This window comes from Geminicoccus roseus DSM 18922, from assembly GCF_000427665.1.
Lineage (GTDB): Bacteria > Pseudomonadota > Alphaproteobacteria > Geminicoccales > Geminicoccaceae > Geminicoccus > Geminicoccus roseus.
Map to the genome: position 1 here is coordinate 2894310 of NZ_KE386572.1, position 25658 is coordinate 2919967.

Here is a 25658-nt window from a genome sequence, read left to right on the forward strand (position 1 = left end):
ACGATGAAGGTTCGGGGGATTTTCGGTGTGTGCGCAGGGGCGCTGTTGCTGGCCTCTGCATCCACCACGGCGGTATCGGCCGAGTTCAACATCCGTGCCAGCCATGGTGAATCAATCGAGAGCCCGCTGCACAAGGGCTGGCAGGTCTTTGAAGCCTATGTCGAGAGCTCCAGCGGCGGTCGGATCGACGTGACGATTTCGCCGGCCAGCCAGCTTGGCTCGATCAAGGACGCGCTGGAGCAGACCAAGACCGGGTCCATTCAGCTGGCGCATGGTGACGAGCAGACGCTGGACAGCTTCTACAAGCCGATGATGATCCTCGCCACGCCCTATCTGTTCGCCAACGACGAGGAGGGCCAGCGCTTCCTCAACTCCGAATTCTTCATGGATGTCCGGGAGAAGATGGCGGAAGAATCGGGGCTGCGCCTGCTGGCGGCCGCTTCCTATGGCTTTCGGTGCTTCACCAACAACGTGAAGCCGATCAAGTCGGCGGCCGACATGGAAGGCATCCGCATGCGGGTGCCGCCGAGCCCGATGTCGCTGGAAATGGTCAAGGCCATGGGCGGGTCGCCGACGCCGGTGCCATGGGAGGAACTCTATGGCGCCATGCAGTCCGGCGTGGTCGATGGCCAGGAGAACCCGGTCGGGGTCGTGCTCGATTACTCGTTCTACCAGGTCCAGCAATATCTGACCCTGGACAACCACCAGCTCGGCATGAACGCCCTCGTGGTCAACGAGCAGTTCTTCCAGAGCCTGCCGCCCGACCTGCGGGTCGTGCTGGTGACGGGCGCGCAGATGGCGGCGGCGACCGAATATGGCGAGCGCAACTACCAGGCTCGCGTCAGCGCGGTGGAGCAGCTGCGCGCGGACGGCATGGAAGTGTACGCTCCCACGCCCGAGGAACTGGACACGTTCCGGACCGCCACGCTGGAGCCGATCCAGGCCTATCTGAAGCAGGAGCTCGATCCTGCCTATGTCGATGCGGTCTACCAGGAGATCGCCCAGATCCGCGCCGACCTCGCCGCCTCGGTGGCGGACTGACCACCTCTTCCCGTAAGCCATGTCCCGGACCGCAGCGCCGGTCCGGGACCCGACGGGGAGAACCCGCTTGAAGTCCCTCGTTCACGGGTTGAACCGCATCATCGACATCCTGCTCGTCGGCAGCATGATCGTGATCACCACGGTCTTGGTGATGCAGGTCGCCTTTCGCTACCTCTTCCGCGCGGCTCTGCCTTGGCCCGAGGAACTGTCGCAGTTCCTGCTGATCGCCATCGCGTTCCTCGGCATGTATCGCGCGTTCGGCAAGGACCTGCACATCCGGATCGACTGGCTCCCCAAGCAGATGAAGCTGGTGCGCCTAGTCAAGGCGCTGGGTCTCCTGCTGGTTGGCGGCTTCCTCGCCTATGTCGGGATCGGCGGCTGGGAACTCGCCATGGGTGCCTGGAACCAGCCATCGACCGCGCTTCGTGTACCGATGGCGATCCCGTACCTGATCATCCCGCTGGCATGCGTCCTCTCGCTGTTCGCGGTGATCGCGGCGCTGCGCGTGACGCTGGCAGGACCGGGCATGTCGAAGGATCGGTCATGACGACGGCACTCGTCGTTCTCCTGCTGCTCGTCCTGCTGGCGATCGAGACGCCGATCGCCTTCGGCGTGGGGATTTGCGCGCTGTTCGGCCTGCTGTTCGCCGACCTTGGCAACGCACCCACGGCGGCGCAGCGCCTGTTCGCCGGAATGAACAGCTATGGCCTCCTGGCGCTGCCCCTGTTCATCCTGGCCGGCAACCTGCTCGTCGCGGGCGGCATCATCCAGCGGATGGTCGACTTCGCCGACGTTATCGTCGGGCGGATCCGCGGCGGCCTCGCCTACGTGAACGTCGTCTCGAACCTGCTGATGGCAGGCGTCTCGGGCTCCGCCACCGCGGATACCGCGGCGCTGGGATCGGTCATGGTCCCGATGATGCGGGCGCGGGGCTATTCGACCGATTTCGCGGCGGCCCTGACGATCTCGGGCGCGATCGTGGCGCCGATCATCCCGCCCAGCTTGATCATGGTGATCTACGCGATTCCGACCCGCCTCTCGATCGGCGCCATGTTCTTCGCCGGGATCCTGCCTGGCCTGCTGATCACCCTCCTGATCGCCGCTTACGTTGCCTATGCCTGCCGCCACCATCCGATCTCGGCGCCCCGGGACTCGTCGCAGCCGGGCTTCCTCCGCTCGACCCTCCACGCCATCCCGATCCTGATCGCGCCCGTCATCATCGTGGGCGGGGTGAGGGGCGGCATCTTCACGGCGACCGAGGCAGCGGCGGTCTTGTGCGCCTATGCCTTGTTCCTGACCTGCGTGCTCTACCGCTCGGTCGACCTGGCCGGGCTGTTCACCGTGTTCCGCGACAGCGCACTGACCACGGCGACCGTGATGATCGTGGTCGCGACCTCCAGCCTGTTCGCATGGTTCCTGGCGATCGAGGACATCCCGACCGCCGTGCGCGACATGTTCCTGGCGATCACCGAGAACCGCTACGTGTTCCTGTTCATCGTCAATATCTTCCTCCTGGTGGTGGGCAGCTTCCTGGACACCGTTCCGGCCATCCTGATCTTCGTGCCGATCTTGCAGCCGGCTGCGGTCGAGTTCGGAATCGATCCGATCCATTTCTCGATCGTGGTGATCGTGAACCTGATGATCGGCCTGAACACGCCGCCGATCGGCACCAACCTGTTCGTGATCTCCTCGGTCAGCGGCCGATCCGTGGCGACCATCACGCGGGCATTGTTGCCTCTCTACGTGGTCAAGCTCATTGCCCTCACCATCATCACCTATGTCCCCTACCTGTCGCTCTGGCTCCCCAAGCTGGCGGGGCTGATCCGGTGAACAGGACCTGTCGACGAGATGCAGCTCCATGCCCGACCTGATCCTTCATCCCGATCTCCAGTCCGCTGGCCCGGCCGACATCGAGCGCACGGTGTATGGCCAGGAGTTCGACCTTTGGACCTCGCGCGCCTGCGATGCGGCCGCCATCCCGGCCGAAGTCTGGTCCCGCGCCGCCGCCCTGGTCTGCTATCACGAGGTGAGGATCGATGCGGCGCTGCTGGATCGCCTGCCGTCCTGCCGCGTCGTGGTGCGTGCCGGCGTGGGGTTCGACAACATCGACCTTCAGGCAGCCGGCACCCGCGGGATCGCTGTTTGCAATACCCCGGACTACGGCACCACCGATGTGGCGGACCATGCCATTGCGCTGACCCTGAACATCCTCAGGGGCATCTCGGCCTATGACGGCCACGTCTTTGCCGACCCGGCCGGGGGATGGGACTTCAGCCTGGTCCCTACGGTCCGCCGCCTGTCGACCCAGACCTTCGGCGTGGTCGGGCTCGGGCGGATCGGGACAGCCACCGCCCTGCGCGCCAAGGCGATCGGCATGCGGGTCGCCTTCTTCGATCCGTACCGGCCAACCGGCACCGAACTGAGCCTTGGGCTGGAACGGGCAGCTTCGCTCCACGAACTTCTGGGCATGGCTGATGTCGTCTCGCTGCACACGCCGCTCAGCGACGAGACCCGCCACCTGATCGGACCGCAGGCGATCGCTGCCATGAAGGCGGGCAGCGTCATCATCAACACAGCGAGGGGCGGCATCGTCGACCTGGCCGCACTGCTTCAGGCCCTGCTCGACGATCGGATCGCCGCTGCCGGTCTCGACGTGTGGGAAAGCGAGCCGCCGAATCTGGATCACCCGCTCCTGCAGGCTTGGCGCAAGCCAGGCTCGCCACTGCGCAACAAGCTTGTCCTTACCCCCCACGCAGCCTTCTACAGCCCGTCCAGCCTAGTGGACCTGCGCCGTAAGTCAGCGATGACCGCTGCGTCCTACCTCCGACGGGGCTGGTCGCGCGACTGCGTCAACAGCCACTGCCTGGATGTCCCCAAGGCCGCTTCGAGAGCGGGCCATGGGCAGGATCAACAGGCCTGAGCCCGCCATTCAAGTGACGGAAGACCATCGATGACGCTCTGCTCGTTCGACAAGTCAAAGAATCGTATCGCCGAGGCTAAGCGCTACATGCCGGGCGGGGTCAGCAGCCAGTTCCGATTCGGGGTCTCGCCTACCCCGCTGGTCTTCGAGCGGGCTGAGGGCGTCTATCTGCACGACATCGATGGTAACCGCCTGATCGACTACTACATGGCGCTGGGCCCGATGATCCTGGGTCACAGCCCTGCCGACGTGATCCAGGCGGCGCGCGACCAGTACGAGCGCGGGCTGCTTTATGGCGGGCAGAGCGAACTGGAGTTCCAGGCAGCCCGCCTGATCTGCGAGATGGTCCCTTGCGCCGAGCGGGTGCGATTCGCCTCCTCCGGTTCCGAGGCGGCGCAACTGGCCCTGAGGCTGGCCCGGGCCATGACGGGACGCAGCACCGTCGTGAAGTTCGAGGGCCACTACCATGGCTGGCTCGACAGCGTGCTTTGGAGCGTGGCGCCGCCGGCCGACCTGATGGGGCCCGAGGCGCAGCCAGTGCCGTTTGCCGGAAGTGCCGGACAGGATCCGCAGGCAGGTGCCCATGTGGAGGTCCTGTCGTGGAACAGGCCGGAACTGGTCGCCGAAAGGCTGGCCCTGGGGGATGTCGCGGCGGTCATCATGGAGCCGGTGATGTGCAACAGCGGGGGGATCCTGCCGGCACCGGGCTACCTCCAGGCCGTCCGCGACGCCTGTTCCAGATCCGGCACCGTGCTGATCTTCGACGAAGTCATCACCGGCTTCCGGGCGGCACCTGGCGGCGCGCAGCAGCTTCTGGGCGTGACGCCGGACCTGGCCATCTTCGCGAAAGCGATCGCCAATGGCTTCTCGGTGGCGGCGGTGGCCGGGAAGGCCGACATCATGGACCGACTGGCCAGCGGCGGCATCGTCCATGGGGGGACCTACAATGCCCAGCCGGTCGCGATGGCCGCCACGATCGCCACCCTGCGCCGGCTGTCGGCCCCGGGCACCTACGAGCTCATGGCCTCCCGTGGACACCGTCTGATGGAGGGGATCCGCGGCGTGCTGGACAGGGCAGGGATAAGGGCGACGGTCACCGGGCTGCCGCAAATCTTTCACGTGGCGCTGGGCCTGGAGAAGCCGGCGACGAACTATCGCGACCTGCTTGCGGTCGACCGAAAGACCTATGTGCGCCTGACCACCGCCCTGCTCGAGCGCGGCGTGCGCGCCCTGGAGCGGGGTTCCTGGTTCATGTCCACCGAGCATGACGAGGCCATCATCGACACGACAGTTGCCGCCTTCGAGGATGCCGTTCGGTCGGTTCTGGTGGAACAGAGAGCCTGAAGGCCTCGTACGAACCCCGGTGAGAAAGGCGCTTCCGCCGGATCACGAAGGATGGACCCGGCAGAGGCGCAATCTCTTGGGGACAGGCAGTGCCTCACTGTCCGGATGAATGAAGGGCCGAGTAGTTTCGGACCCGCCGCCGGGCCTTGCCGCCGGTCCCGGCCGTGCCGGCGACCGAGGCACCACCCATGCCGGCCACGGCGCCTTCCGCAGCCGGATGGCTGGCCTGGTCGTCCTCGTCCAGGTTGATCGGATCGTGGCTCTCCAGCAGCTGCTCGACCTCGTGCTCCCGCCCGTCCGGTACCTGGACAGCAACCATGAAGGCGCCGCGACGCATGCCTTCAAGATAGGTCGGATGCTCGCTCTGCGGGATGAAGATCTCGAACAGGTTCCGCCAGAAGCCCGTCGGGCCGGAACCGGCGGAGGTGTCCGGGGTCTGGCCCTGCTCCTCTGCACTGCGCAACAGGATCTCCTGCTCCGCGATACCCATGGCACGGAGGCCGCCATGGGCCGCCTCGGCTGCGCCGCGCGTGTCATAGACCGCCGTCATCACCTGGGTCATGGCTTGTCGTCCTCCATCACATTGGCTGCAGCATACTCCAAGAACCCTCCTGCGCCGCGCGAGTTCCTGATCCCGGACGGGCCAAGTCAGCCTGGGATCCCGGCGACCTGGCGAGGAGAACGGTCAGCGTCCTTCGCCTTCTCGCGCTTTGCCGTCCGGGAGGAGGCGCGCGCCGGAAGCGCCCGTTGTTCGGCTGCTTCTTCCAGCACGCGCACCGTCAGTGCCAGCCGCTCTTCGGCAGTGGTGGTCTGGCGCTGCCATACCAGGCGCTCGCCGCTCCAGCTCCAGCCGGGAAAGGATGCCTCTGCCGTCTCCTTCCGCTCCTTTAAGTGGAACGACAGCGCAAGCCCCTGGGGCCCGCCATCCAGCCGGGCAATGCCCAGCTTGCGGCACAGCGCCCTGATTCGCGCCAGGGTGAGTAGATGGCTCATGCTCGCCGGCACCGGCCCGAACCGGTCCGCCATCTCGGCCGCGAAGGTCGCGGCATCAGCTTCCGTTTCGATCGCGGCCGCACGGGCATAGAGATTGATCCGCACGTCCTGCTCGGGAACATAGTCCGAGGGGATTCGCCCGGTGATCCCCAGATGCAGGGCGGGCAGCCACTCCTCCTCGACCGGTTCGCCGCGCGCGGCCCGCAGCGCCCGATCCAGAAGATGCTGGTAGAGGCTGAGGCCGATCGCGCTGACGTGGCCGGCCTGCTCGTCGCCGATCAGCTCCCCCGCACCGCGCAGGTCGAGGTCGCGGGCACTGATGGCAAAGCCGGCGCCGAGGCGATCCAGCGCCTCCAGCGTGCGCAGCCGCTTTTCGGTGGCCGGGGGAAGCCGGTGCTCTGGATCGGTCAGGAGGTAGGCGGTGGCTCGCCGGCTTCCACGGCCGACCCGGCCGCGAAGCTGGTGGAGCTGCGCCAGGCCGAAGCGGTCAGGGCGCCAGACCAGCATCGTGTTGGCCCGCGGCACATCGAGACCGCTCTCGATGATGTTGGTGGCCAGCAGGAGGTCGCCCTCTCCATCGGCGAACCCAACCATCACCTCGTCGATCTCGTCGGCCGGCATCCGCCCGTGTGCCACCTGCATCCGGAGCTCGGGCACCAGCGCCCGCAGCCGGACCGCCATCGGTTCGATGTCCTCGATCCTGGGACATACGACAAAGCTCTGGCCGCCGCGCCGGTGCTCGCGCAGCAACGCCTCGCGAACCATTCCTTCGTCGAAGGAGGCGAGGATCGTGCGGACCGGCTGGCGCAGCACCGGCGGCGTCGCGATCACGCTCAGTTCCTGAAGCCCGATCAGGCTTGCCTGCAGGGTTCGCGGGATCGGCGTGGCGGTCATGGTCAGCACATGTCCGCGCCCGGCGAGCGCCCGAAGCTTCGCTTTCTGGACCGATCCGAAGCGCTGCTCCTCGTCGATGACGACAAGGCCGAGATCGGCGAAGCGGACCGCGCGGGCGGCGAGGGCATGGGTGCCGACCACGACGCGCACCTCGCCGCTGGCGAGCCCGCTCCTCACGCGACGTGCTTCCGCCGGCTTCACCAGGCGGGAGAGATGGCACACCTCGATCCCGAAGGGGGCGAACCGCCGCTGGAACAGCCGCAGGTGCTGCTGCGCCAGTACGGTCGTCGGCGCCACGACCGCCACCTGGCGACCGGCGAGAGCAGCGGCCGCCGCGGCGCGCAGCGCCACCTCGGTCTTGCCGAAGCCGACATCGCCGCACACCAGCCGATCCATGGGTCGCCCTGCGGCCAGATCCTGCAGGACTGCATCGACGGCCGCTGCCTGATCCTCGGTCAGCACATAGGGAAAGCGGGCGGCGAAACGCTCGTAGTCCCGCCAGGGCGGCACCAGCTTCGGCGCGGCGGTGCGCCGGCGCTCCGAGACCAGATCCACGAGCCGATGCGCGCAGCCCTGGATTTCCGCCTCCACCTCCGAGCGCCGCTTCGGCCAGGCTGGGCCATCCAGCCGATCCTTGGAGACCGCAGCGCCATCGCCGCCGTAGCGCCAGATCGCGCTCATCTCGTCCACGGGCGCCATCAGGGTCTGATCGTTGGCATATTTCAGCCGGAGCACCTCCGACGGCTCTTCGCCATCGATCGTGACCTCTTCCAGGCCTTCCAGCACGCCCATGCCATGCTCGATGTGGACCACGGCATCGCCGACCCGGAAGTCAGTCTCCGTGCCCTGGATCAGGACGTTTCCGTTTGTCGCCGGCCTGTTTGCACGGCTACCCAGCAGGTCGGCCGCGGCCACCACGGCCAAGCCCGCCTCATCATCCAGGAAGCCCTCCCGGAGGGGCAGAGCCAGCGCCAGGAGGGAGCCCGGAGGGGAAGCCAGTACCTCTGACCAATCCACGGCGCGAACTGGCTTCTGTCCGGTTGCCCGCTCGGCGCGATCGGCGATCAGGCGCAGCGGCCGGTTGCCGCCGGCGACAAGCGCCACCCGACCATTGCGGAGATGCTCCTCAAGAAAGCTTCTGAATGCGCCCGCCGTATCCTCCATCTCCACGAAACGCGGGACATGGGGATTCCCTGGCGCGTCGTCGCCCGAGGCAGGCTGCTCGGCATGCTGGAGAAGCTCTTCCCATGCCGCTGCGGTCAGGAACGAGCGATCAGGCGGTGCGACAGCAGGATTGCCTCCAGAATGCCGGAATTCGGCCCTGCTTCGATGGGATTCGGCGATCTGGTCCAGGAAGTCGGTGGCGTGCCGCTTGGCAGCAGCATCGATCCGGAACGTGGCGTCAGGCGCGTAGTCCAGCAGTGTCTCGAGCTGGTCGTGGAAGAGGTGGAGTTCGTGCTCCTGCCCCTGAGGAAACGCTCCGGCCTCCAGCATCCTGGCCCGGCTGAACACGATCTCCGATGCGGGATCGACGATCAGCAGTTCCGTGTCCACGTCGGAGAGCTGCGACACCGGATCGTAGGAGCGGATCTCCGTGATGCGCCCGTCCTGATGCTCGATGCGACATGGCCGAGGAGCGGCTGCCGGAAACAGATCGACGACCTGGCCACGCAGGGCTGCCTCGCCCGGCTCGTCGACCCGCTCGTCGATGATGTAGCCAATCCGCTCGAGATCGAGCCGGACCATGTCGAGATCGATGGCCTCGCCGATCCGGAACTCCAGATGCGCATCCGGCCAGACGGTTCTCGGCGGAACACGCCGCAGCAGCGCCGGAGCAGTGGTCAGCAGGAGCTGTGGCGGCGCCTCCTCATCAAGCAGCCAGCGCAGGACCCCCATGCGATGGCCCATGACCGCACGGGAAGGCGGTGCATGGTCGAAGGGCAGACAGTCCCAGCCGGGAAACATCGCGACCCGGAGGTCAGGCGCGAGGACGTTCAGGATCGCCGACAGTTCGGACATCTGCCGGCTGCTGGCGCAGACCTGCACGAGCGGACCTCCGGAGCGATCCAGGGCCAGGGAGGCGAGCCTGGCGGCAAGGAGACCCAGCGGAAGCTCTGTTCCGTGGCTTGGCTGCGACGCTGGATCCGGCATGGACGATCCTGAAGCATGGAGGAACTGGATGGAGACGCTAGCCAACCCGGAGGGCGCGATCCCGGTTCCTGGCGCCAGGTCTTCAGTGGATTGCGGGACGAGCCTGGCGGATGATGAAGCCGGTTTCCGGCAGGGCCGGCATCCGGTCAGGACGGATGGTCAGGTCCTGGGCCGGCACCTCGTAGCTGGTGTCGTGCGCGAGCTGCCGGATCGCCTCCTTCAGGACGGCGATGGTGAGCCACTCGCCGGGGCATCGGTGGCCGGTCTCGAAATCGGCCGCCCCTTGAGCGACCAGCGTGTTCGGATCGCCGGGCCACCCGCGGAAGCGCTCCGGCCGGAACGCATCGGGCTCCTGCCAAAGGCGCCGATCATGGTTGGTGCCATAGAGATCGAGCAGCACCCAGTCGCCTTCGGCGAAGCCGTGGCCGCGCCAGGCGAACGACTCGCGTACCTTGCCGCCGATGACCGGAAAGAACGGATAGTAGCGCCGGATTTCCTGGACGAACGGCTCCAGGTCGTCCTCGCCGCCCGATGCGAAACGGCTGTGCCAATCGGGATGCTGGTGCAGGGCCAGGGCCGTGAAGGTGATGAAGCGGGCGACCGCCACGATCGGGCGCACCACGTTCAGGAGTTCCACGGCGGCTATGGCGTCGTCCAGGAGCTGCCCGTGTTCGTCGCGGTGGCCGGTGATGAGACCGGCTGGCGAGCCGGGCTGGACCGCAAGGCTCCCTTCGCGGATCTGCCGGATGGTTGCCTGCCACCAGCGTTCGGACCGGCGACGCAGATGCTGGGCCCACCAGTTGGCCGGGCCGATGGAGCCGGCCTGCTCGACCATCGCCGCGAATTCACGGGTACGGTCGGCAACCACTTCCTCGGCGAGCGGCACCCCGGCCCAGGCGGCGCCAGCCCGCGCCAGGATCTCCAGCATTGCGTCGTGAAGAACCACCTCGCGGCCGTCCCATCGCCGGACAGCGGCCTGCCACTCGATCCGGAAGAGGTCGGTCATGCGCGAGAGCGCGTCCGGCGTCATCATCGCCATGAACATCTGCTTGCGATGCCGATGAGGAGCGCCGTCGAGCGTCTGGACGCTGCCCTTGTCCTGCAGCAAATGGAGGACCGACCTTGGCATGGCGCCCACGCGGGTGAAGCGCCCTTGCCCATAGAACAGGCCTGCCGCCTCGGCGCCGCGCATGCACACGACAGGAGTGAGCATCAGGCGGGTCCGGAAAAGATCGGTCTGGAGCCGCTCACACCTGCTGGAGATGAAGTCGTAGCCCTCGCGCAGGAAGGCCAGGGACTCGTCGAAGCCACCGGAACGGGGAATGCAGGGCTTCATCAGATCGCCGCCGCTCTCAGTCCTCTTTCCTCCCCCCGCACATGGTCCTGGTCCATCCCGAACGTGAGAATCATCCGGTAGCGCCCGCCACCGACACGGGCTGCAACGCCAGATCCACCGGCTTGAACATGCGGCGGCTGGGCTGCTCTTCCTGCCGCGCATTCGCGAACCAGCTGATCGTCGCTTTCAGGCCGTCGCCGATGGACGTCCGCGGCGCCCAGTTCAGGAACTTGCGGGCGAAGGTGATATCCGGCCGGCGCAGATGCGGGTCGTCGGCGGGCAGGGGCTCGTAGACGACGGGCGAGGCCGAGCCGGTGAGCTTGCTGACGAGCTGGGCAAGCTCGTTGATGGTGTACTCGTCCGAGTTGCCGATATTGATCGGGGTGCGCGGGTTGTCCTGGACCTCCATCAGCCTTGCCAGACCCTCGATCAGGTCGGTGACGAAGCAGAAGGACCGGGTCTGCTGGCCAGAGCCGTAGATCGTGAGCGGCCGGCCGCTCAACGCCTGGACGATGAGGTTCGAGACGATCCGCCCGTCATCGGCGCGCATGCGGGGGCCATAGGTGTTGAAGATCCGCGCGACCCGCACATCGACATGGCGGGTGCGCATGAAGTCGAAGCACAGGGCCTCCGCCGCACGCTTGCCCTCGTCGTAGCAGGCACGGATCCCGACCGGATTGACGTTGCCCCAGTAGCTCTCCCGCTGCGGGTGCTGGTTGGGATCGCCATAGACCTCGCTGGTGGACGCCTGCAGCAGGCGGGCATGGTTGCTTCGGGCAAGTTCCAGGAGATTGCGCGCCCCGAGCACGCTGGTCAGCAGCGTATGGACCGGGTCGGCCTGGTAGTGCCTCGGCGAGGCGGGGCATGCCAGGTTGTAGATCTGGTCCACCTTCATGCTTGCCGGCAAAGGCTCGCAGACATCCGCCTCGAGGAATGAAAATCGGGGGTCCCGGTTGAGCCCGCGAAGGTTCTCAGGCGTTCCGGTGCGGAAACTATCCAGGCAGATCACGCGCTTGCCTTCACCGATCAGGCGCTCGCACAGGAAGCTGCCGAGAAACCCGGCACCCCCGGCAACCAGCACTGTCGTGGCGGGCGGAGAGCGCCGTGTTTGGAAGGGCATCTTGACCTCCAGAGGATCTTCTCTGAGAGGAGCCGCCGAAGCGCCGACAAGTTCCCGCTGCTGATGATGTTCCCCGCCGCGGCCGCCTGCCGGGCGACACCGCATCGCTGCAAGGAGATGTTCCAGTTCCGCGGCCCGGGCCAGCCCGGTGTGGGCGCGCAGAATGATGGAACGCGCCTTCTCCCGCAGCTTCAGCCGGGCCGGCTCGTCGATATCCCGGAGAGCCGCAACCACCTCCTCCGTCCCGTCGGCGATCAGGATGGCCTCGTTCTCGGGCAGGAGATCGCCCAGGCCGTTCCAGCGGTCGCTGATGATCGGCGTGCCGCAGGCGGCCGCTTCGAACAGCCGGACACTGGGCGACCATCCGGCCGCGATCATGTCGGCGCGGGTGACGTTGAGGGTGAAGCGTTGGCGGGCGTAGAACGCGGCATGTTCCGAAGGCGGCAGATGCTCGATCCGCTCGACGTTCCTGGGCCAGTCGATGTCGGATGGATACTGGGGGCCGGCGACGACGAATCGGCGCTCGGGCATCCGGCGGGCCGGCTCGATCAGCAGGCGCTCCAGGGTCGGCTGCCGGTCGGGGCTGTAGGTGCCGAGATAGCCCAGATCCCAGGTGAGCGACTGCGGCGAGGGCGCATAGCGCGCCTCGTCGACGGCGCAGTAGAAAGCTTCGGCGCGCGGCGCGCCATATTGCCGTTTCAGCCGGTCCAGCACCGGCCCGCCAGAAAAGGACAGGTACAGGTCGATGCCGGGAATCTGGCGCGGCGCCAGATAGGCGATGTCACCGCGCTCCAGCCCCGCCAGCGTCACCGGCGTATCGATGTCGTAGAAGGCGCAGGTCCCGCCGGCCTTTTCGCGGGCAAGGTCGAGTACGGCGATGCCGTCCGGCACATAGGAACCCACGATGACGGCGTCGGCGCTGGCGATGCGCCCACCAAACCGCTGCTCCAGGTCCACGACGTCTTGGTACAGCTGCAGCTCGCAGAAGTCCGGATCCGGCAGGTCCCGGTTCGCGGCGTACCAGGGCACGTCCCGTTCCAGGAAGAGCAGCCGGTGGCCGCGGGCTGCCAGACCTCGCAACAGCGCCCGATAGGTGGTGGCGTGGCCATTGCCCCAGGACGAGGACAAGGACAGCCCGATGAAGACGAGGTCCAGCGCGCGGCTGTTCATGCGGCAAGCTCCTCGGATTTCGTGGCAAGGGCTCTGCCGAGGATCTGGTCCACCTCGATCGCCCGCTGGTCGTAGGTATGTTCCTTCAGGACGCGCCGCAGCGCCGCCTGGCCGATGGCATGGGCGCGGACCGGGTCCAGCATCCGCAGGGCCTCCGCGACGTCGGTGCCATCCCGAACCACCAGCACCTCTTCACCCGGGGTCAGGAACATCTCGATGCCCGTCCAGGCGTCCGTCATTAAACAGGCGCCGGCACCGGCCGCCTCGAACACGCGGGTCGGCGGCGAGAAGCCGGTGGAGGCCATGCTGTCGCGGTTGATGTTGAGAACCGCGCGCGGGCTGCAGTTGAAGGCGTTGTGTGCCGACGTGGGCACGTGGCCGATCTTGGCGACATTCCGTGGGCAGTCCTTGTCGGCCCATCCCGACCCACCGAGGATGAAGCGGTGGTCGGGCATCAAGGCGGCCGGCCTGATGAAGAACTCCTCCACCCGCCGTTCCCGGTCCGGAAGACGGTTGCCGAGAAAGCCGAGCTCGGCCTCGAAGCGCCCGTCCTGCTGGACCGGATGATGCGTGGAGGGGTCCAGCGCATTGTAGACCGGGATGCAGTCGGGCGCGCCGAGGCTTCGGTAGGCCGCCACGACCGGCGGCCCTCCGCCATAGGTTAGCACCAGGTCCAGGTCCGGCAGGATGCGGCGCAGCACGTGGCCGGCATCCCCGTCGATCTCGGCAAGGGTGGCCGGCGCGTCGACATCCCACCAGATCCGCACGGCATCACCGCGGGCAGCCGCCATCGTGCCCGCCAAAAGCTCGTCATCGGCGAATCCAACCCCGCTGGCCTTGACCACCACATCGGCGAGGGCTGCCTTGGGGATTACGCTGCGCAGGCCCTCGGGGGTGGCAGGATAGACCACGACGTTGCACCAGGGCGGCGGCTCGATGTCCCGATGGCTTTGCCGGTCGAAGGCGTCCGGCTCGTAGAAGGTGATCTCATAGCCATGCGGGGCAAGCGCGCGCAGGATGCCGCGATAATAGGTGGCCGCCCCGTTCCAGTAGGACGACAGGAGGCTGGAGCCATAGAACGCGATTTTCTTGGTCATTCGGCAGCCTCTCTGGCGGCAAGTCCTTCCTGCACCCGCGCCGTGCCGCGCAAGGCCAGGATGGCCAGCAGTTCGTCGACGCGATGGGCGCAGGTGTGGCGCTGGCGGATTGTTTCCAGTCCGTTGCGGGCAATTTCGGCGGCGAACGCACGGTCATCCCGCAGTGTCCGCAGCCGTTCGGCCATTTCCGCACCATCGGCTGCGCGCAGATAATCCTGGCCAGTGCGGAACAGGTTCTCGGCGTCGTCCCAAGGCGCGCTCACCAGCGGGATTCCGCAGGCCAGCGCCTCGAACATCCGGATGGTGGGAATGCCCGGCAGGGCCTGGACATAGGGGCGGCGCGGGACGTGCATGGTCATCCGGTGTCGGGCGAACACCATTGGGACCAGGGCGTTGGCGATCCAGCCGCGATAGGCGAGGGGGGAACGGCGCAGGACCTCGAGTGCCTTGTCCGGATAGCGGACGCCATGGACAGCGCCGCTGAGCCCGAGCTTCGAGGCCGGCTCGATCAGGAACTCGGCCAGTTCCCGCTCGCGCTCGCCATCGCCCCAGTTGCCGATCCAGACTAGATCCTCGCTTGGCTGGATCTCCGGATGCGGCTGGAACAGACGGATATCGGCCGCCTCATGCCAGGTGAACACCTGCCTGCCCCAGCCGCGACGCTCGTAGCGCTGGCGGAGTGTCTCCCCGAAGGCGAGCACGGCATCGTAGTCCGCCAGGGCCAGATCGCCGATGGCGCCCTCGTCGGAGACGGCGCGGTGGTGGGTATCGTGGAAGAGGAGGGTGAAGCGGCCGCCACCCCGGCGGAGCGAACCCAGCTGCGCCACCAGTCCGGGATCGGTCCACTCATGGACGATCACGACCGAGGCATCCTCGACCGCGGCGGCATGGTCGAAGCCCGGGCCATAGGTGCGCACGGTCAGGTTCGGAAACTGCCGGCCAAACTGCCCGAGCGCTTCCTGCCCCTGATCGGCCAGCAGGTTGGCGCGGCTCCAGCCGTCTTCCGGCTCCAGCGCCACGGTCTGGTGCCCGCGCGCTTCCAGTTCGACCAGGATGCCGCGCAGAAAGTGCGCGTTGCCGTGGTTCCAGTCGGAGACCAGGGAGTGCGTATAGAGAACGAATTTCATGATCGATGATCGCCCGTATCGGCAGGAACATGGCGCAGCATGGCGGTGCCGTAGGCCTGCAGGATCCCGTTCAGCTGGCCATGCGCGGTGAAGCAGCGCGAACGGCAGCGCGCTTCCTCGGCGAGATTCCAACGAAGCGGCGGGTCGCCAGCCAGCTGGCGGATGGCCTCGGCGTAGGCGTTCGGATCGTCCGGCCGGACGAACAGGGCAACGCCATTCCAGATTTCGCGAAATGTGGGGATGTCCGCCAGCACCAGGGCGGCACCGTTCGCAGCGGCCTCGAGGACCGCAAGCCCGAACGGCTCATAGCGGGATGGCGCCGCGAAGATGGCCGCCTTTCGCATCAGCGCCTGCATCTCCGACGACGGCAATTCCCCTGGGGCGTGCGCGTGCCGAAAGGCGATTCGTTCACCGTTCGGACCCTCGAGAGCGCCCGCCATGACCACCGGCCACGCGATCGCCGCGGAGGCTTCATCGAGCACGCGGCCGTTCTTGCCCTCGTCCCACCATCGGCCCGCCGACAGAACCATCTCGTTCTTGCCGCTGGGCAGGGGGGTGACGGCGGTGGCGTTGTGGACCACGGCCAGCCGCCGGAGCGGCCCGTAGGCACATTCGAGTGCGGCGCCGTGGCTTCGGCTCGGAGCAAGCACGACCTCGGCGCGGGCGAACCCTGCCCGGTTGAGGCGATGCTGCCAGCGCCACGCACTCGGCAACTCGCTGCCGCGGACTGCGGCCCACCAGGTGGCCACGCAGGAATGGGATGCGACCACCACCGGCAGATCCGCCCGCAGGCCCGCAGCCTGAGACGGCAGGTTCAGATGGAGCAGGTCGGCCTGCCACTCCCGCGCGATCCGCTCCAGCGTGGCCGGTACCCGGTCCAGCGCCGCCGCATCCGCCGCCAGCCAGTCGAGCGGCGCATCCGTCCAGGCCAGCTCGATCCCGGCCCGGGCGCATTCCGCGCGCCGCTTCTGGTCCGGCTCGGGGCCAGCGCCGACCAGGAGGGTCCTGATGCTTTCGCTTTCCAGCCCGATGGCGAGGTCCATTGCATAGCGCCAGACGCCGCCCACCGCGTCCAGCGTGATCATGACCCGTCTCGGCCGCATCAGGAGCCCGACAGACATGGCACGCCCGGGCAGAAAGATGCTGAACGCCCACCACCCGCGAGATCGCGCCGCGTCATGCGATCATCCTCTGCGGAGCAGTTCTCTCCGGCACCCGTCCCGGCGCCTTCAGGCCCAGCTCGGCCTGCACCCAGGCAGCCAGGTCCCGCAGCCCATCCCGCCAGCCGATCCGGGCGCGCCACTGCACTGCCTCGGTCAGCCTGCGCGTGTCGGCCACGAAGTAGAGCTGGTCGCCGGTCCGCCAGGCCTCAGTCGCGTAAGGAACTTCCACCCCGGTCACGGCGGCGATCTCGGCCAGAACCTCATGCAGGCTCACGGCGTTGGCCGGCCCGCCGCCCAGGTTGAACGCCTTGCCGGCGACCTGGTCGATCCGGTCCAGCACGCTTCGATAGGCAGCCACGGCGTCCGAAACATGCAGGATGTCGCGCACCTGCCTGCCGTCGCCATAAAGCGTGATCGGCTCGCCCTTCAGGGCCTTGATCAGGAAGTGGGCGACCCAGCCCTGGTCCTCGGTGCCGAACTGGCGGGGGCCGTAGATGCAGCTCATCCGCAGGACGGCGGTGCGCAGGCCGAAGCTCTTGCCATAGTCCAGGACATACTGGTCGGCTGCGCCCTTGGAACAGCCATAGGGCGTGCAGAAGTCGAGAGGACGGTCCTCACCGACGCCATGAGCACGCAGGGCGGGGTCGACCGGCAGGTGCCGTCCACCCCGTTCCGAGACTGGAATGTCCTGGAGCGCGCCGTAGACCTTGTTGGTGCTGGCGAAGATCACCGGCGTGGCGGGCGCGTGGTTGCGCACCGCCTCCAGGACAGTGAGCGTCCCCTGGGCATTCACGGCAAAATCGTGGACCGGGTCCACCAGGCTGGACGTGACCGCGACCTGGGCTGCCAGATGGAACACCGCCTTGGCGTTTCGGACGACGTCGTTCACCATCGTCGCGTCGCGGATGTCGGCGATGCAGGTGTGCAGGCGGCTGTTGTTGCTGCGTTGCAGCCAGGTGAGGTTCCGTTCCACGCCGGGCCGGGCGAGGCTGTCGAGCACGACCACCTCCTCGCCCTCGACCAGCAGGTCGTGCACCAGGTTGGAGCCGATGAAGCCGGCGCCGCCGATCACCACGATCGGGCTCGCCGGACGGGCGACGCTGGGCGCGGAGATCTGGTCCGGCAGCGATGGCAGCTGGTTCACGGCTCTGTTCTCCAGCAGTCGCCGCAGCAGTTTCGGCCGTCCTTGCGCATCGTTGATGCCCAGGTGGTAGTGACGGGGATCGAAATAGACGCCTTCCTGGACCGGCACTTCGCGAGGGATGTCCTGCCAGCCGTACCAGTAGACCCGGGCAGCCGGTGCGGCGAGAACGTCGCGGAAGCGCTCGACCTGCTGGGCCTCGTCATGGCGCCAGGTCGCATAGCCCGCCTCGGTGATCCAGATCTCCGCATCGGGATTGTAGCGGTCGACCACGGCGCGCATCTCGGCCAGATGGCCATGATAGCCCTGCCAGCTCGCAGCCTCGCTGTCCCAGGTTCCGGGAAAGCCATGAAAGCCGACCGCAGACACCGTCTTGAGCAGGCCGCGCTGGCCCATCAGGTCCAGCCAGTAGGCATCGAACGGCGAGGGACCGCACAGCACCGCCTTCCAGCCACGCTGCTCGATCCAGTAGGCGGCTGCCCCGGCCATCTCGCAGAACAGCAGCCAGTCGTGATCCTCGCGCCAGTCCCAGTCGAGCAGGTTGTTCGGCTCGTTCCAGATCTCGACATGGGTGAAGTGCTCACCGTAGCGGGTCAGCACGTGGTCGATGAAATCCGCATAGTCGCGCAGCCGTTTTGGCGGCCCGGAGGACTGGCCGGTGCGCGACAGGGAGGGCGGCGTGTAGTGCACGCAGGGCAGCAGGTCGAACGCGCGCCCCAGGGTCGGGATCAGCCAGTCGTACCACTCCTGCCCGCCCGGCGCATGGTACTCGGCCCAGGAAAGATGCGTCCTGAGATAGGTGGCACCGGTTGCCCGCATGCCGGCGATCGCCTCGAGGACGCGGTCGTGCTCACCGATCCGAAACCACTCAACGAAACCGAAGCGCGGGGAGGTGCCGGGCGGAAGACCTACCCTCATGCCACCAGCCCACGGGCTTCAAGCTGACGTCGCGCATCCTCGCCTCGATCCTGGGCGTCCTGGGCATGGATCCAGCCGGCCAGCTCATCCAGACAGTCCTCGAGATAGCCGCTGGGGACGAAGCCCAGCAGTTCCCGCGCCTTGGAGATGTCGGCGAAGCAGTGGCGGATGTCGCCGGCGCGGGCCTTGCCGAGGAGCTGCGGTTTCAGCTCCGGCACGCCCATCGCGTCGGCCAGGATCTCGGCCACATGCGCGATCGTGTAGGCACGCCCGCTGCCGACATTGATGACGTGGCCGGCCGCGGTGGTGCTCTCCATCGCCAGCCGGAAGGCGCGCGCGACGTCCCGCACATGGACGAAGTCGCGCTTTTGCTGCCCGTCCTCGAACACCATCGGGGCCTGGCGATGCAGGAGGCGCGCCCCGAAATTGGCAAGCACGCCGGTATAGGGATTGGATAAAGCCTGGCCCGGGCCGAACACGTTGAACAGGCGAAGCGCCACCGTCTCGATGCCGTAGGCTGTCCCGGTGATCAGGCAGCTCCGCTCCTGCGCATACTTGGTAAGGGCGTAGATCGACGCCAGATCTACCTGCTTGGTCTCGTCGGTGGCTAGCGGCGTCAACGGCCGTCCCTCGGCATCCACCGGATCCCAGGTCGTGGACCCTTCCCGCAGCGTGCGGCGCACGGCACCCGCCCGCTCGCCATCAATCGTCTGGTAGAGGCCTTCGCCGTAGACGCTCATCGAGGAGGCCACCACCAGGCGGCGATGCGGCTCGTCGATCATGTTCTCCAGGAGCACGGCGGTCGCGAGGTCGTTGCCGCCGACATAGCGGGCGATCTCATACATGCTCTGGCCAACGCCTACCTCGGCGGCGAGATGGAAGACGCCATCCACGCCGGAGAGAGCCCGGCGGACCAGATCGGCATCACGCACATCGCCTTCCATGAACTCGATGTCGGACGGCAGCAGCGGCTCGGTGTCGCCATGGACCTGGGGCACCAGACTGTCGAGCACCCGGACACGGTGACCTTGCGCGAGGAGATCCTCGCAAAGATACCGACCGATGAAGCCGGCCCCTCCAGTAACGAGATAGGAAGCCGCCATGCGTATCGTCTCCGCTGTTGCCGACGGGAAGGTCCAGTCATTCAACTGCTAGCCGACGGCATTGTTCCTCGGTGGAAGATGACAAAGATGCTGCTGTTGCGGACGCCCGCCGTTGCCTCCACGGAACAAAGAAAGCCGCCGGACGGTTTCTCGACACCGAACCGGCGGCTTCCCGTGGCCGCAGACGAGGATCCGACGCGATCAGTTGCGGTCGAGGTCACCCAGCGCCGGCTTGGTGCCGGGCGACGTCGACGTGGTGCCCGGGTTGTTGCCGGACGAAGCGCCGGTCCAGGCGGTCCCGGTGGAGGAACCGGTGCCGCTGCCGGTGGAAGTTCCGGCGGTGCCCGTCGATGAGCCGGCAGTGCCGGTCGTCGAAGAGGTGCCCGTGCTGGAGGTCGACGCGGAGCGGCCGGTCTCGTCCACCTTCGCCTTGGCCTGATCGGCCTTCTCGTCGATCGTCTGACGCGCCTTGTCGGAAGCCGACCGGGCAGTGTCACGGGCCTTGTCGGCAGCCGAGGTGATCGCATCGGTCACCTTCTCGGTGACGCCGCTCTCGCGCACGGAATCCGATACGTCTTTGTAGGTGTCCGCCGCGACCTTGGAGGCATGCTCGTACTGCTCGGACGCAGTCTCGGCGATGCTGTCCTTGAAGTGGTCGGAGGTCTCGCCGATCAGCTCGTTCTCCATCCGGGTGCGCGGCAGCGATGCGCCGAGCAGCGCTCCAATGGCGAGGCCGATGCCGCCCAGCACCAGAGGCTGCTCCTCGATCATCCGGCTCCAGCGGTCCTGCGCGTAACCGGAGGCACGCGAGGTGGCATAGCGCATGTTGCCTCCCATCTCGGCTGCACGGTGCGCCGCATCGCCCGCTGCATCGCTGAAGGCTTGGCCGGCTTCGCTGGCGCGGCGACGGGCACTTTCATAGGTGCTGGATGCCGCTTCGGACGCCTGTCCATAGGCGCTGGAGACCGCACCGCTGGTCTTGCCATAGGCCGAGGACACGCCGCCGGTCACCCGGTCGGTGGCGCCGCGAACCGCACCCGCCGCTGAGTTGCCCGCGTCCCTCACCGAGTGTGACGCAGCACTTGCCCGGTCGGACATGGACGGGCCGCTGGAGGACGAGGTGGAGGAAGCGGTGCTGCCCGTGGTGTGGACAGTCGTGGTCCCGACCGCCGGACGCGGGGCGACCCCGGTACCATATGCGCCGACCGGCGCCCCCAGAGGACCGCCATTGGGGGTGGCATGCCCGTGCCCGTAAGGGTCGTGGCTGCCGAGTTGACGACGGGCAGCCGGCTGGCCCCCCATCATCAGCCAGCCGATGCCAGCACCCACCAGGAGCAGCGGAAGCGGGTTGTCGCGGACCTGCCGGCCCAGATTGTGGGCGAACTCGTTGCCGCCCGAGTTCTTCATATAGTCGAATGCCTGGTCGACCAGTTGGCCGGGCGACATGCGGTCGCTCAGCGCCCGCAGCGTGTCCTGGACATTGGCGCGGCTGGCCTCGACTTCGCGTTCGATCTCGTCGCTGGTCTTCTCGTGGTGGCTGTTCATCGCACCTGCTCCTTGGCGACAGCCGCGTCACGCTGCAGCTGCTCGACGGTTCGACTCGGCATCAGCTGGGCTGCCTTGAGGTTGCTGATGCCCTTCTGGAGGGCGACGTAGCCGATGATCGCTACGACCACGCCCACGATCAGGAAGCCCCAGTGGGGCGGGATGCCGGCCACGGCGAGCCATGCGACCACGGCGTGCAGCAGGAAGATCAGCGCGGCGAGCAGCACGACGCCGCCGATACCGACCGATGCCGAGGCCGTGCCGACCTGGCTGGCCTTCTCGGACAGCTCGGTCTTGGCGAGCTGCACTTCCTTGCGGAACAGCGTAGTGACGTTCTCGATCAGGTCCGAGAACAGCGCGGGTACGGAACGGTCCTGCATCATCCGTTGGGCCCTCCGACCTTGGTCGAGCTGGTGGCCGGGGCGCCCGGCTTGGTGGCGGGGTTGCCGGCCGACGAGCCGAGCTGGCTGGAAGACGTGGTGCTCGTCGAGGATGCGCTCGACGAACCATGCATCGGATCGGTCGTGCCGGTACGGCCGGTCGGATACTCCATGGGCGTGGAGTGGGTCGAGGCGACCGGCGTCGTGCGGTCGGCCGATCCGCCATAGCTCGACCAGCGGGCATCAGTGCCGTGGCCGCCGCCGTAGCTGCCATAGCCGCGGCGGGAGTCATAGCTGGCGCCCTGGCGTTCCGCCGAACTCTTCAGGAAGCGCGAAAGCGCAAAGCCGGCAGCCACCGTGATCCCGAAGAACACGACCGGCTCGCGGCGAGCATAGTTGGTCACGTCGTCGAGGATCTCGCCGAGGTTCCGGTTGCGCAGCGACCCAGCGAATTCGTCGGCGGCGGAAGCCGCGTCCCGGACATAGCCGGCAAGGAGGGGCGAGGTGTCCTGCAGTTCCTCGGCCGCCTTGTTGGCCGCACGGGCGATGCCGCCGATCTGGTCGGCGCCAGCCGTCTTCTGCTCATCGGCGAAGCCCTCGGCACGCTCACGTGCGACACCGGCCAGCTCTTCGCCCTGCCTCTTCAGGTCGTGTCCCAGGCCCTCTGCTTCCGCCCTGGCGGTATGCCCCAGGTTCGATGCCTCGGCCTTGGCAGTGTCCAACGTGTTCCTGGCCGCATGAGCCGCCTTGTCCCGGTTCTCGTCGGTGGTCGAGCGGGGACCTGCACCAGGAGAATTGGCCGAGGTCGAGGACAGGGTGGGATTCGATCGGTAGTCCGTCGAGCCCGTCGTCATGGCATCACCTCTGTGGTTGCCGCATTCTGGAGGGCTTTCTGATCCGTCCGAGGAGGTCACCGCGCATGATCGGCAGGATGTGAGGGTTCGTTGACGCGACATGGGCCGCTAGAAACCTGGTTCACTCCGAATACCAACCAGCGCAGAAATCTTATGAACGGAACACGCCGCCTCGAGACTGCGTGTTCAAGCCTGTGCCACCTCAACGAGATGACCTGCACCAAAGTTCCAACGTGATCTGGCAAGCGCCCAGAAGTTATCCGAACGGCAGGTAGGGGCCCGCTGAGCGTCGGAACCGCGCAGGGGACGGAGGGTTGAACTGTTCATCCATGACGACGAGGAAGCCCAAGATGGCGAACCGCATCGATCAGACCGCCGATGATGGCACCTCCAAGGGAGGCGGAAGCGGGAACCGGCCGGACAGCGGTCTTCAGCATTCCGTCGACAAAGCCGTTCCTGCCAGCGAGAAGCTTCCGGACAGGGCCGGGGAGAATCCTCTCAGCCAGCAGGTGAAGGACTCGGCCGATCGACGTGATCCAAAGCCGGGCTCCTCCACCCTGCAGGGTGGTGATGAGGTTCAGTGATCTGGCGCAGCCGGATAGGCTAGCTGGCAAGTCCACCAGCCTGACAAGGACCGTCCGTGTGCGATGCATGCGGGCGGTCCTTCTCGTTTCTGGACCTTGCTGTCCTGGACGCGTCTGGTGGCTGGAGGGCTCCGTCTGATCGCCACGATCATCGGCTCTCTCCGGAACCCGCGGTTCCACGCCAAGTTTGCGATAAACTGAACTAGATCGGTCGTGGACGGATGATGGCGGAAGCACGTGAGACGGTGCTCATCACGGGGAGCAACGGCTTCCTCGGGCAGGCTCTCGCCCGGCGCCTGAGCAAGAGCTACCGGGTGATCGGCCTGGACCTCAGCGTGCCCGAGCAAGCCGCGGAGGGGATGGAGACGCTGGAGTTCGACCTCACGTCGGACGAAAGCGTGCGCGATGCGATCGCCCGGGCGCGCCAGATGAGCGGCGGCCCGATCGCCTCGGTGGTGCATCTGGCCGCCTATTACGACATCAGCGGCGACGACCACCCGCTTTACCAGAAGGTGACCGTCGAGGGGACGCGGCGGCTGGTCCGGGCGCTCCGCGACGGCCCGACCGGGCAGTTCGTGTTCGCCAGCACCCTGCTGGTCCATGCGCCCGCCGAACCGGGCACCAAGATCGACGAGCAGCACCCCGTCGATCCGGCCTGGGCCTATCCCCAGTCGAAAGCCGAGACCGAGAAGGTTCTGGCTGAAGAGCGAGACGACATGCCGACCGTCGTGCTGCGACCGGCCGGCGTCTATGACGACGACTGCAGCGCCGCATTCGTGGCCCAGCAGATTGCGCGGATCTACGAGCGGCTGCCCACCGCTTACCTCTTTGCCGGCGACCTGGATCGCGGCCAGCCCTACCTGCATGTGGACGACTTCGTCGAGGCCGTCTGGCGGATCGTGGAGCGCCGGAAGGAGCTGCCGGACGAGACCGCTTTCCTGCTGGGGGAGGAGACAACCCCAACCTACCGGGAGATGCAGCGCCGGCTGGGCAAGCTGATCCACGGCGAGGACTGGAAGACCTTCTCCATTCCCAAGCCCCTGGCCCAGGCCGGCACCTGGGTGCAGACCGACGTCCTGGACGAGGACAGCTACATCAAGCCGTGGATGGTCTCGATGTCCGAGGACCACTACGAGCTCGACATCTCGCGGGCCAAGCGGCTGCTCGGCTGGCGCCCCCAGCGCGACCTGCTGGAGACGCTTCCGGAGATGGTGGCGCGGCTGAAGGCGGACCCGCCCGGCTGGTACGAGCGCAACAAGCTGGATCCTTCCACGGTCGCCGCGGCCGATCAGGTCATCGAGGAGGCCGTCGAGGAACTGGACGACCTGTCGGAGGCCAAGCTGCAGGCAGCCTGGGACGCGCGGGAGGACCGGCGCCAGTCCAGGAACTGGTGCCATCTGGTCAACATGGCGCTGGGGCTCTGGCTGGCCGTTTCGCCCTTCCTGCACGGCCTGTTCGATCAGGTGGGCGCCATCGCGCCGCCGCCGGCGCTCGGCCACGAGATCGCGGATGCCACCCTGCGCAACAGCTGGCTCGGCATCAGCGAGATCCTGAGCGGCCTGGCGATCATGCTGTTCGCCGCCATCGCCATGAGGCGGGGAAAGGGCTGGGCAGCCTGGGTGCTGGCCGCGATCGGCTGCTGGCTGCTGTTCGCGCCGCTGCTGTTCTGGACGACCAGTGCCGCGGCCTACACGATCGACACCATGGTGGGCATGCTGGTGATCACCCTGTCGGTGATCCTGGCGCCCCCGCCGGGGATCGGGCGCGAGGCGCTGGCGACCGAGGGCGACCGGCCACTCGGCTGGTCCTACTCGCCGTCCAGCTACACCCAGCGCGCGCCGATCGTGGCGCTGGCCTTCATTGGCTTCTTCGTTTCCCGCTATCTGGCCGCCTACCAGCTTGGCCACATCGACAGCGTCTGGGACCCGATCTTCGGTCCCGGCCCAAGCGACACGGCCAATGGCACGGCAGCCGTGATCACCTCCTCGGTCTCCAAAGCCTTCTTCATTCCCGATGCCGGCTTCGGGGCGGTGGCCTACATCCTCGACATCGTCACCGGATCGTCCGGAGACCGTCGCCGCTGGCGGACCATGCCGTGGCTCGTGCTCCTGTTCGGCTTGCTGATCATCCCGCTGGGCGCGGTGAGCCTGACCTTCATCATCCTGCAGCCGACCGTGATCGGCGCCCTGTGCACGCTCTGCCTGATGCAGGCAGTGGTCACGGTGATCCTGATCCCCTATTCGGTCGACGAGGTCCTGGCGAGCACGCAGTTCCTGATCCGCAGCAAGCGGGCTGGGCGACCGTTTTGGCAGACCCTGCTGCACGGCGGCCCGGCGCTCGCCGACGACCGGGACACGACCCCGGCCATCAACCAGCCGTTCAGCCGGCTGGTCGGCGATTTTGTGACCGGCGGGGTGAACTATCCCTGGGCCCTGGCCGCCTCGGTGGCCGTGTCGGTGGCGCTGATGGCGACGCCGCTGATCCTCGGCACGGAGGGCGCGCTCTACTACAGCCACCACATCGCCGGCTGCCTCGCCTTCACCATCGCGATCACCGCCATGGCCGAGATTGCCCGTGCCCTTCGCTTCGCCAACGTGGCGATCGGTGCCTGGGTCGCGGCGTCGCCCTTCCTGCTCGGCAGTGCCGGCCTGGTGGACCAGGTGGGCGCGGTCGTGCTGGGCGTCCTGCTGATCGGGCTGAGCCTGCCCCGTGGCAAGCGCAGCGAAGAGGAGTATGGCGGCTGGAACCACTTCATCGTGTGAGCGGAAAACAAGCGG

19 protein-coding genes and 1 pseudogene are annotated in these 25658 nt (G+C 67.2%); 7 read left to right on the forward strand and 13 right to left on the reverse strand.

Features of this window, described 5'->3' with window-relative positions; genetic code table 11:
- The first annotated feature begins 45 nt into the window (after positions 1-45).
- The 5 genes from GEMRO_RS0114515 to GEMRO_RS29795 all read left to right on the forward strand — a co-directional run bounded on the left by GEMRO_RS0114515 (position 46) and on the right by GEMRO_RS29795 (position 5305).
- A complete protein-coding gene (locus GEMRO_RS0114515; protein WP_205624978.1) occupies positions 46-1041 on the forward strand; it encodes a TRAP transporter substrate-binding protein in 996 nt (331 codons plus the stop codon).
- A gap of 67 nt (positions 1042-1108) precedes the next feature.
- Positions 1109-1588 (forward strand): TRAP transporter small permease, encoded by a 480-nt coding sequence (locus GEMRO_RS0114520; protein WP_027134568.1) that lies wholly within the window; start codon positions 1109-1111, stop codon positions 1586-1588.
- A complete protein-coding gene (locus GEMRO_RS0114525; protein WP_027134569.1) occupies positions 1585-2871 on the forward strand; it encodes a TRAP transporter large permease in 1287 nt (428 codons plus the stop codon). The genes GEMRO_RS0114520 and GEMRO_RS0114525 overlap by 4 nt, the downstream gene beginning before the upstream one ends.
- 28 nt (positions 2872-2899) lie before the next feature.
- Positions 2900-3961, forward strand: a complete 1062-nt coding sequence (locus GEMRO_RS29790; protein ID WP_084506987.1) for a C-terminal binding protein — start codon at positions 2900-2902, stop codon at positions 3959-3961.
- 30 nt (positions 3962-3991) lie between these two features.
- On the forward strand, positions 3992-5305 hold the full coding sequence (locus GEMRO_RS29795; RefSeq protein WP_051329084.1) for an aspartate aminotransferase family protein: 1314 nt from the start codon (positions 3992-3994) through the stop codon (positions 5303-5305).
- A gap of 94 nt (positions 5306-5399) precedes the next feature.
- Here the strand turns inward: GEMRO_RS29795 and GEMRO_RS32750 are convergent, their stop codons facing one another.
- From GEMRO_RS32750 to GEMRO_RS32755, 13 genes and pseudogenes are all read right to left on the reverse strand, one after another.
- The gene (locus GEMRO_RS32750) at positions 5400-5867 is read right to left on the reverse strand and encodes a hypothetical protein (RefSeq protein ID WP_027134570.1); all 468 of its coding nucleotides are present in this window, start codon (positions 5865-5867) and stop codon (positions 5400-5402) included.
- Positions 5868-5953: 86 nt separating this feature from the next.
- A complete protein-coding gene (locus GEMRO_RS29805) occupies positions 5954-9088 on the reverse strand; it encodes a DEAD/DEAH box helicase (RefSeq protein ID WP_157505596.1) in 3135 nt (1044 codons plus the stop codon).
- 337 nt (positions 9089-9425) lie between these two features.
- Positions 9426-10679, reverse strand: a complete 1254-nt coding sequence (locus GEMRO_RS0114550; RefSeq protein WP_027134571.1) for a cytochrome P450 — start codon at positions 10677-10679, stop codon at positions 9426-9428.
- A 70-nt stretch (positions 10680-10749) separates the two neighbouring features.
- On the reverse strand, positions 10750-11904 hold the full coding sequence (locus GEMRO_RS33555) for a UDP-glucuronic acid decarboxylase family protein (RefSeq protein ID WP_322100064.1): 1155 nt from the start codon (positions 11902-11904) through the stop codon (positions 10750-10752).
- Positions 11887-12969 (reverse strand): annotated as a pseudogene (locus tag GEMRO_RS35830) (CgeB family protein); the annotation flags it as partial. The gene GEMRO_RS33555 and the pseudogene GEMRO_RS35830, both read right to left, overlap by 18 nt.
- Positions 12966-14066 carry a CgeB family protein gene (locus GEMRO_RS0114560; protein ID WP_027134572.1) on the reverse strand — a complete coding sequence of 367 codons (1101 nt, stop codon included), beginning with the start codon at positions 14064-14066 and terminating at the stop codon, positions 12966-12968. The gene GEMRO_RS0114560 and the pseudogene GEMRO_RS35830, both read right to left, overlap by 4 nt.
- Complete coding sequence (locus GEMRO_RS0114565) at positions 14063-15193, reverse strand: CgeB family protein (protein WP_027134573.1); 1131 nt, start codon at positions 15191-15193, stop codon at positions 14063-14065. The genes GEMRO_RS0114560 and GEMRO_RS0114565 overlap by 4 nt, the downstream gene beginning before the upstream one ends.
- Positions 15190-16278 carry a glycosyltransferase family 4 protein gene (locus tag GEMRO_RS0114570; RefSeq protein WP_205624979.1) on the reverse strand — a complete coding sequence of 363 codons (1089 nt, stop codon included), beginning with the start codon at positions 16276-16278 and terminating at the stop codon, positions 15190-15192. Before GEMRO_RS0114570 ends, GEMRO_RS0114565 begins: the two co-directional genes overlap by 4 nt.
- A gap of 91 nt (positions 16279-16369) precedes the next feature.
- Entirely contained in the window at positions 16370-18415 is a 2046-nt protein-coding gene (locus tag GEMRO_RS29815; protein WP_051329085.1) for an NAD-dependent epimerase/dehydratase family protein, read from the reverse strand.
- A complete protein-coding gene (locus GEMRO_RS0114580; RefSeq protein ID WP_027134575.1) occupies positions 18412-19518 on the reverse strand; it encodes an NAD-dependent epimerase/dehydratase family protein in 1107 nt (368 codons plus the stop codon). Before GEMRO_RS0114580 ends, GEMRO_RS29815 begins: the two co-directional genes overlap by 4 nt.
- 201 nt (positions 19519-19719) lie before the next feature.
- The gene (locus GEMRO_RS0114585; RefSeq protein WP_027134576.1) at positions 19720-21063 is read right to left on the reverse strand and encodes a DUF3618 domain-containing protein; all 1344 of its coding nucleotides are present in this window, start codon (positions 21061-21063) and stop codon (positions 19720-19722) included.
- On the reverse strand, positions 21060-21446 hold the full coding sequence (locus GEMRO_RS0114590) for a phage holin family protein (RefSeq protein WP_027134577.1): 387 nt from the start codon (positions 21444-21446) through the stop codon (positions 21060-21062). The genes GEMRO_RS0114585 and GEMRO_RS0114590 overlap by 4 nt, the downstream gene beginning before the upstream one ends.
- Positions 21443-22297: a hypothetical protein gene (locus GEMRO_RS32755; protein WP_157505597.1), complete on the reverse strand. Its 855-nt coding sequence runs from the start codon at positions 22295-22297 to the stop codon at positions 21443-21445. Before GEMRO_RS32755 ends, GEMRO_RS0114590 begins: the two co-directional genes overlap by 4 nt.
- Positions 22298-22647: 350 nt before the next feature.
- Between GEMRO_RS32755 and GEMRO_RS0114600 the strand changes: the two genes are divergently transcribed.
- Positions 22648-22881 carry a hypothetical protein gene (locus tag GEMRO_RS0114600; protein ID WP_027134578.1) on the forward strand — a complete coding sequence of 78 codons (234 nt, stop codon included), beginning with the start codon at positions 22648-22650 and terminating at the stop codon, positions 22879-22881.
- Positions 22882-23102: 221 nt separating this feature from the next.
- Positions 23103-25643: an NAD-dependent epimerase/dehydratase family protein gene (locus GEMRO_RS0114605; protein WP_027134579.1), complete on the forward strand. Its 2541-nt coding sequence runs from the start codon at positions 23103-23105 to the stop codon at positions 25641-25643.
- Positions 25644-25658 lie beyond the last annotated feature (15 nt).

What these genes read in the sequence shown, in the direction of transcription:
- GEMRO_RS0114570 (WP_205624979.1), bottom strand. Translation starts at nt 16,278, where the DNA reads ATGATCACGCTGGACGCGGTGGGCGGCGTCTGGCGCTATGCAATGGAC.
- GEMRO_RS33555 (WP_322100064.1), bottom strand. Translation starts at nt 11,904, where the DNA reads ATGCGGTGTCGCCCGGCAGGCGGCCGCGGCGGGGAACATCATCAGCAG.
- GEMRO_RS29790 (WP_084506987.1), top strand. Translation starts at nt 2,900, where the DNA reads ATGCCCGACCTGATCCTTCATCCCGATCTCCAGTCCGCTGGCCCGGCC.
- GEMRO_RS0114525 (WP_027134569.1), top strand. Translation starts at nt 1,585, where the DNA reads ATGACGACGGCACTCGTCGTTCTCCTGCTGCTCGTCCTGCTGGCGATC.
- GEMRO_RS0114560 (WP_027134572.1), bottom strand. Translation starts at nt 14,066, where the DNA reads ATGACCAAGAAAATCGCGTTCTATGGCTCCAGCCTCCTGTCGTCCTAC.
- GEMRO_RS32755 (WP_157505597.1), bottom strand. Translation starts at nt 22,297, where the DNA reads ATGACGACGGGCTCGACGGACTACCGATCGAATCCCACCCTGTCCTCG.
- GEMRO_RS0114565 (WP_027134573.1), bottom strand. Translation starts at nt 15,193, where the DNA reads ATGAAATTCGTTCTCTATACGCACTCCCTGGTCTCCGACTGGAACCAC.
- GEMRO_RS0114605 (WP_027134579.1), top strand. Translation starts at nt 23,103, where the DNA reads ATGATGGCGGAAGCACGTGAGACGGTGCTCATCACGGGGAGCAACGGC.
- GEMRO_RS29805 (WP_157505596.1), bottom strand. Translation starts at nt 9,088, where the DNA reads ATGGGGGTCCTGCGCTGGCTGCTTGATGAGGAGGCGCCGCCACAGCTC.
- GEMRO_RS0114590 (WP_027134577.1), bottom strand. Translation starts at nt 21,446, where the DNA reads ATGATGCAGGACCGTTCCGTACCCGCGCTGTTCTCGGACCTGATCGAG.
- GEMRO_RS32750 (WP_027134570.1), bottom strand. Translation starts at nt 5,867, where the DNA reads ATGACCCAGGTGATGACGGCGGTCTATGACACGCGCGGCGCAGCCGAG.
- GEMRO_RS29795 (WP_051329084.1), top strand. Translation starts at nt 3,992, where the DNA reads ATGACGCTCTGCTCGTTCGACAAGTCAAAGAATCGTATCGCCGAGGCT.
- GEMRO_RS29815 (WP_051329085.1), bottom strand. Translation starts at nt 18,415, where the DNA reads ATGAGGGTAGGTCTTCCGCCCGGCACCTCCCCGCGCTTCGGTTTCGTT.
- GEMRO_RS0114550 (WP_027134571.1), bottom strand. Translation starts at nt 10,679, where the DNA reads ATGAAGCCCTGCATTCCCCGTTCCGGTGGCTTCGACGAGTCCCTGGCC.
- GEMRO_RS0114580 (WP_027134575.1), bottom strand. Translation starts at nt 19,518, where the DNA reads ATGGCGGCTTCCTATCTCGTTACTGGAGGGGCCGGCTTCATCGGTCGG.
- GEMRO_RS0114585 (WP_027134576.1), bottom strand. Translation starts at nt 21,063, where the DNA reads ATGAACAGCCACCACGAGAAGACCAGCGACGAGATCGAACGCGAAGTC.
- GEMRO_RS0114600 (WP_027134578.1), top strand. Translation starts at nt 22,648, where the DNA reads ATGGCGAACCGCATCGATCAGACCGCCGATGATGGCACCTCCAAGGGA.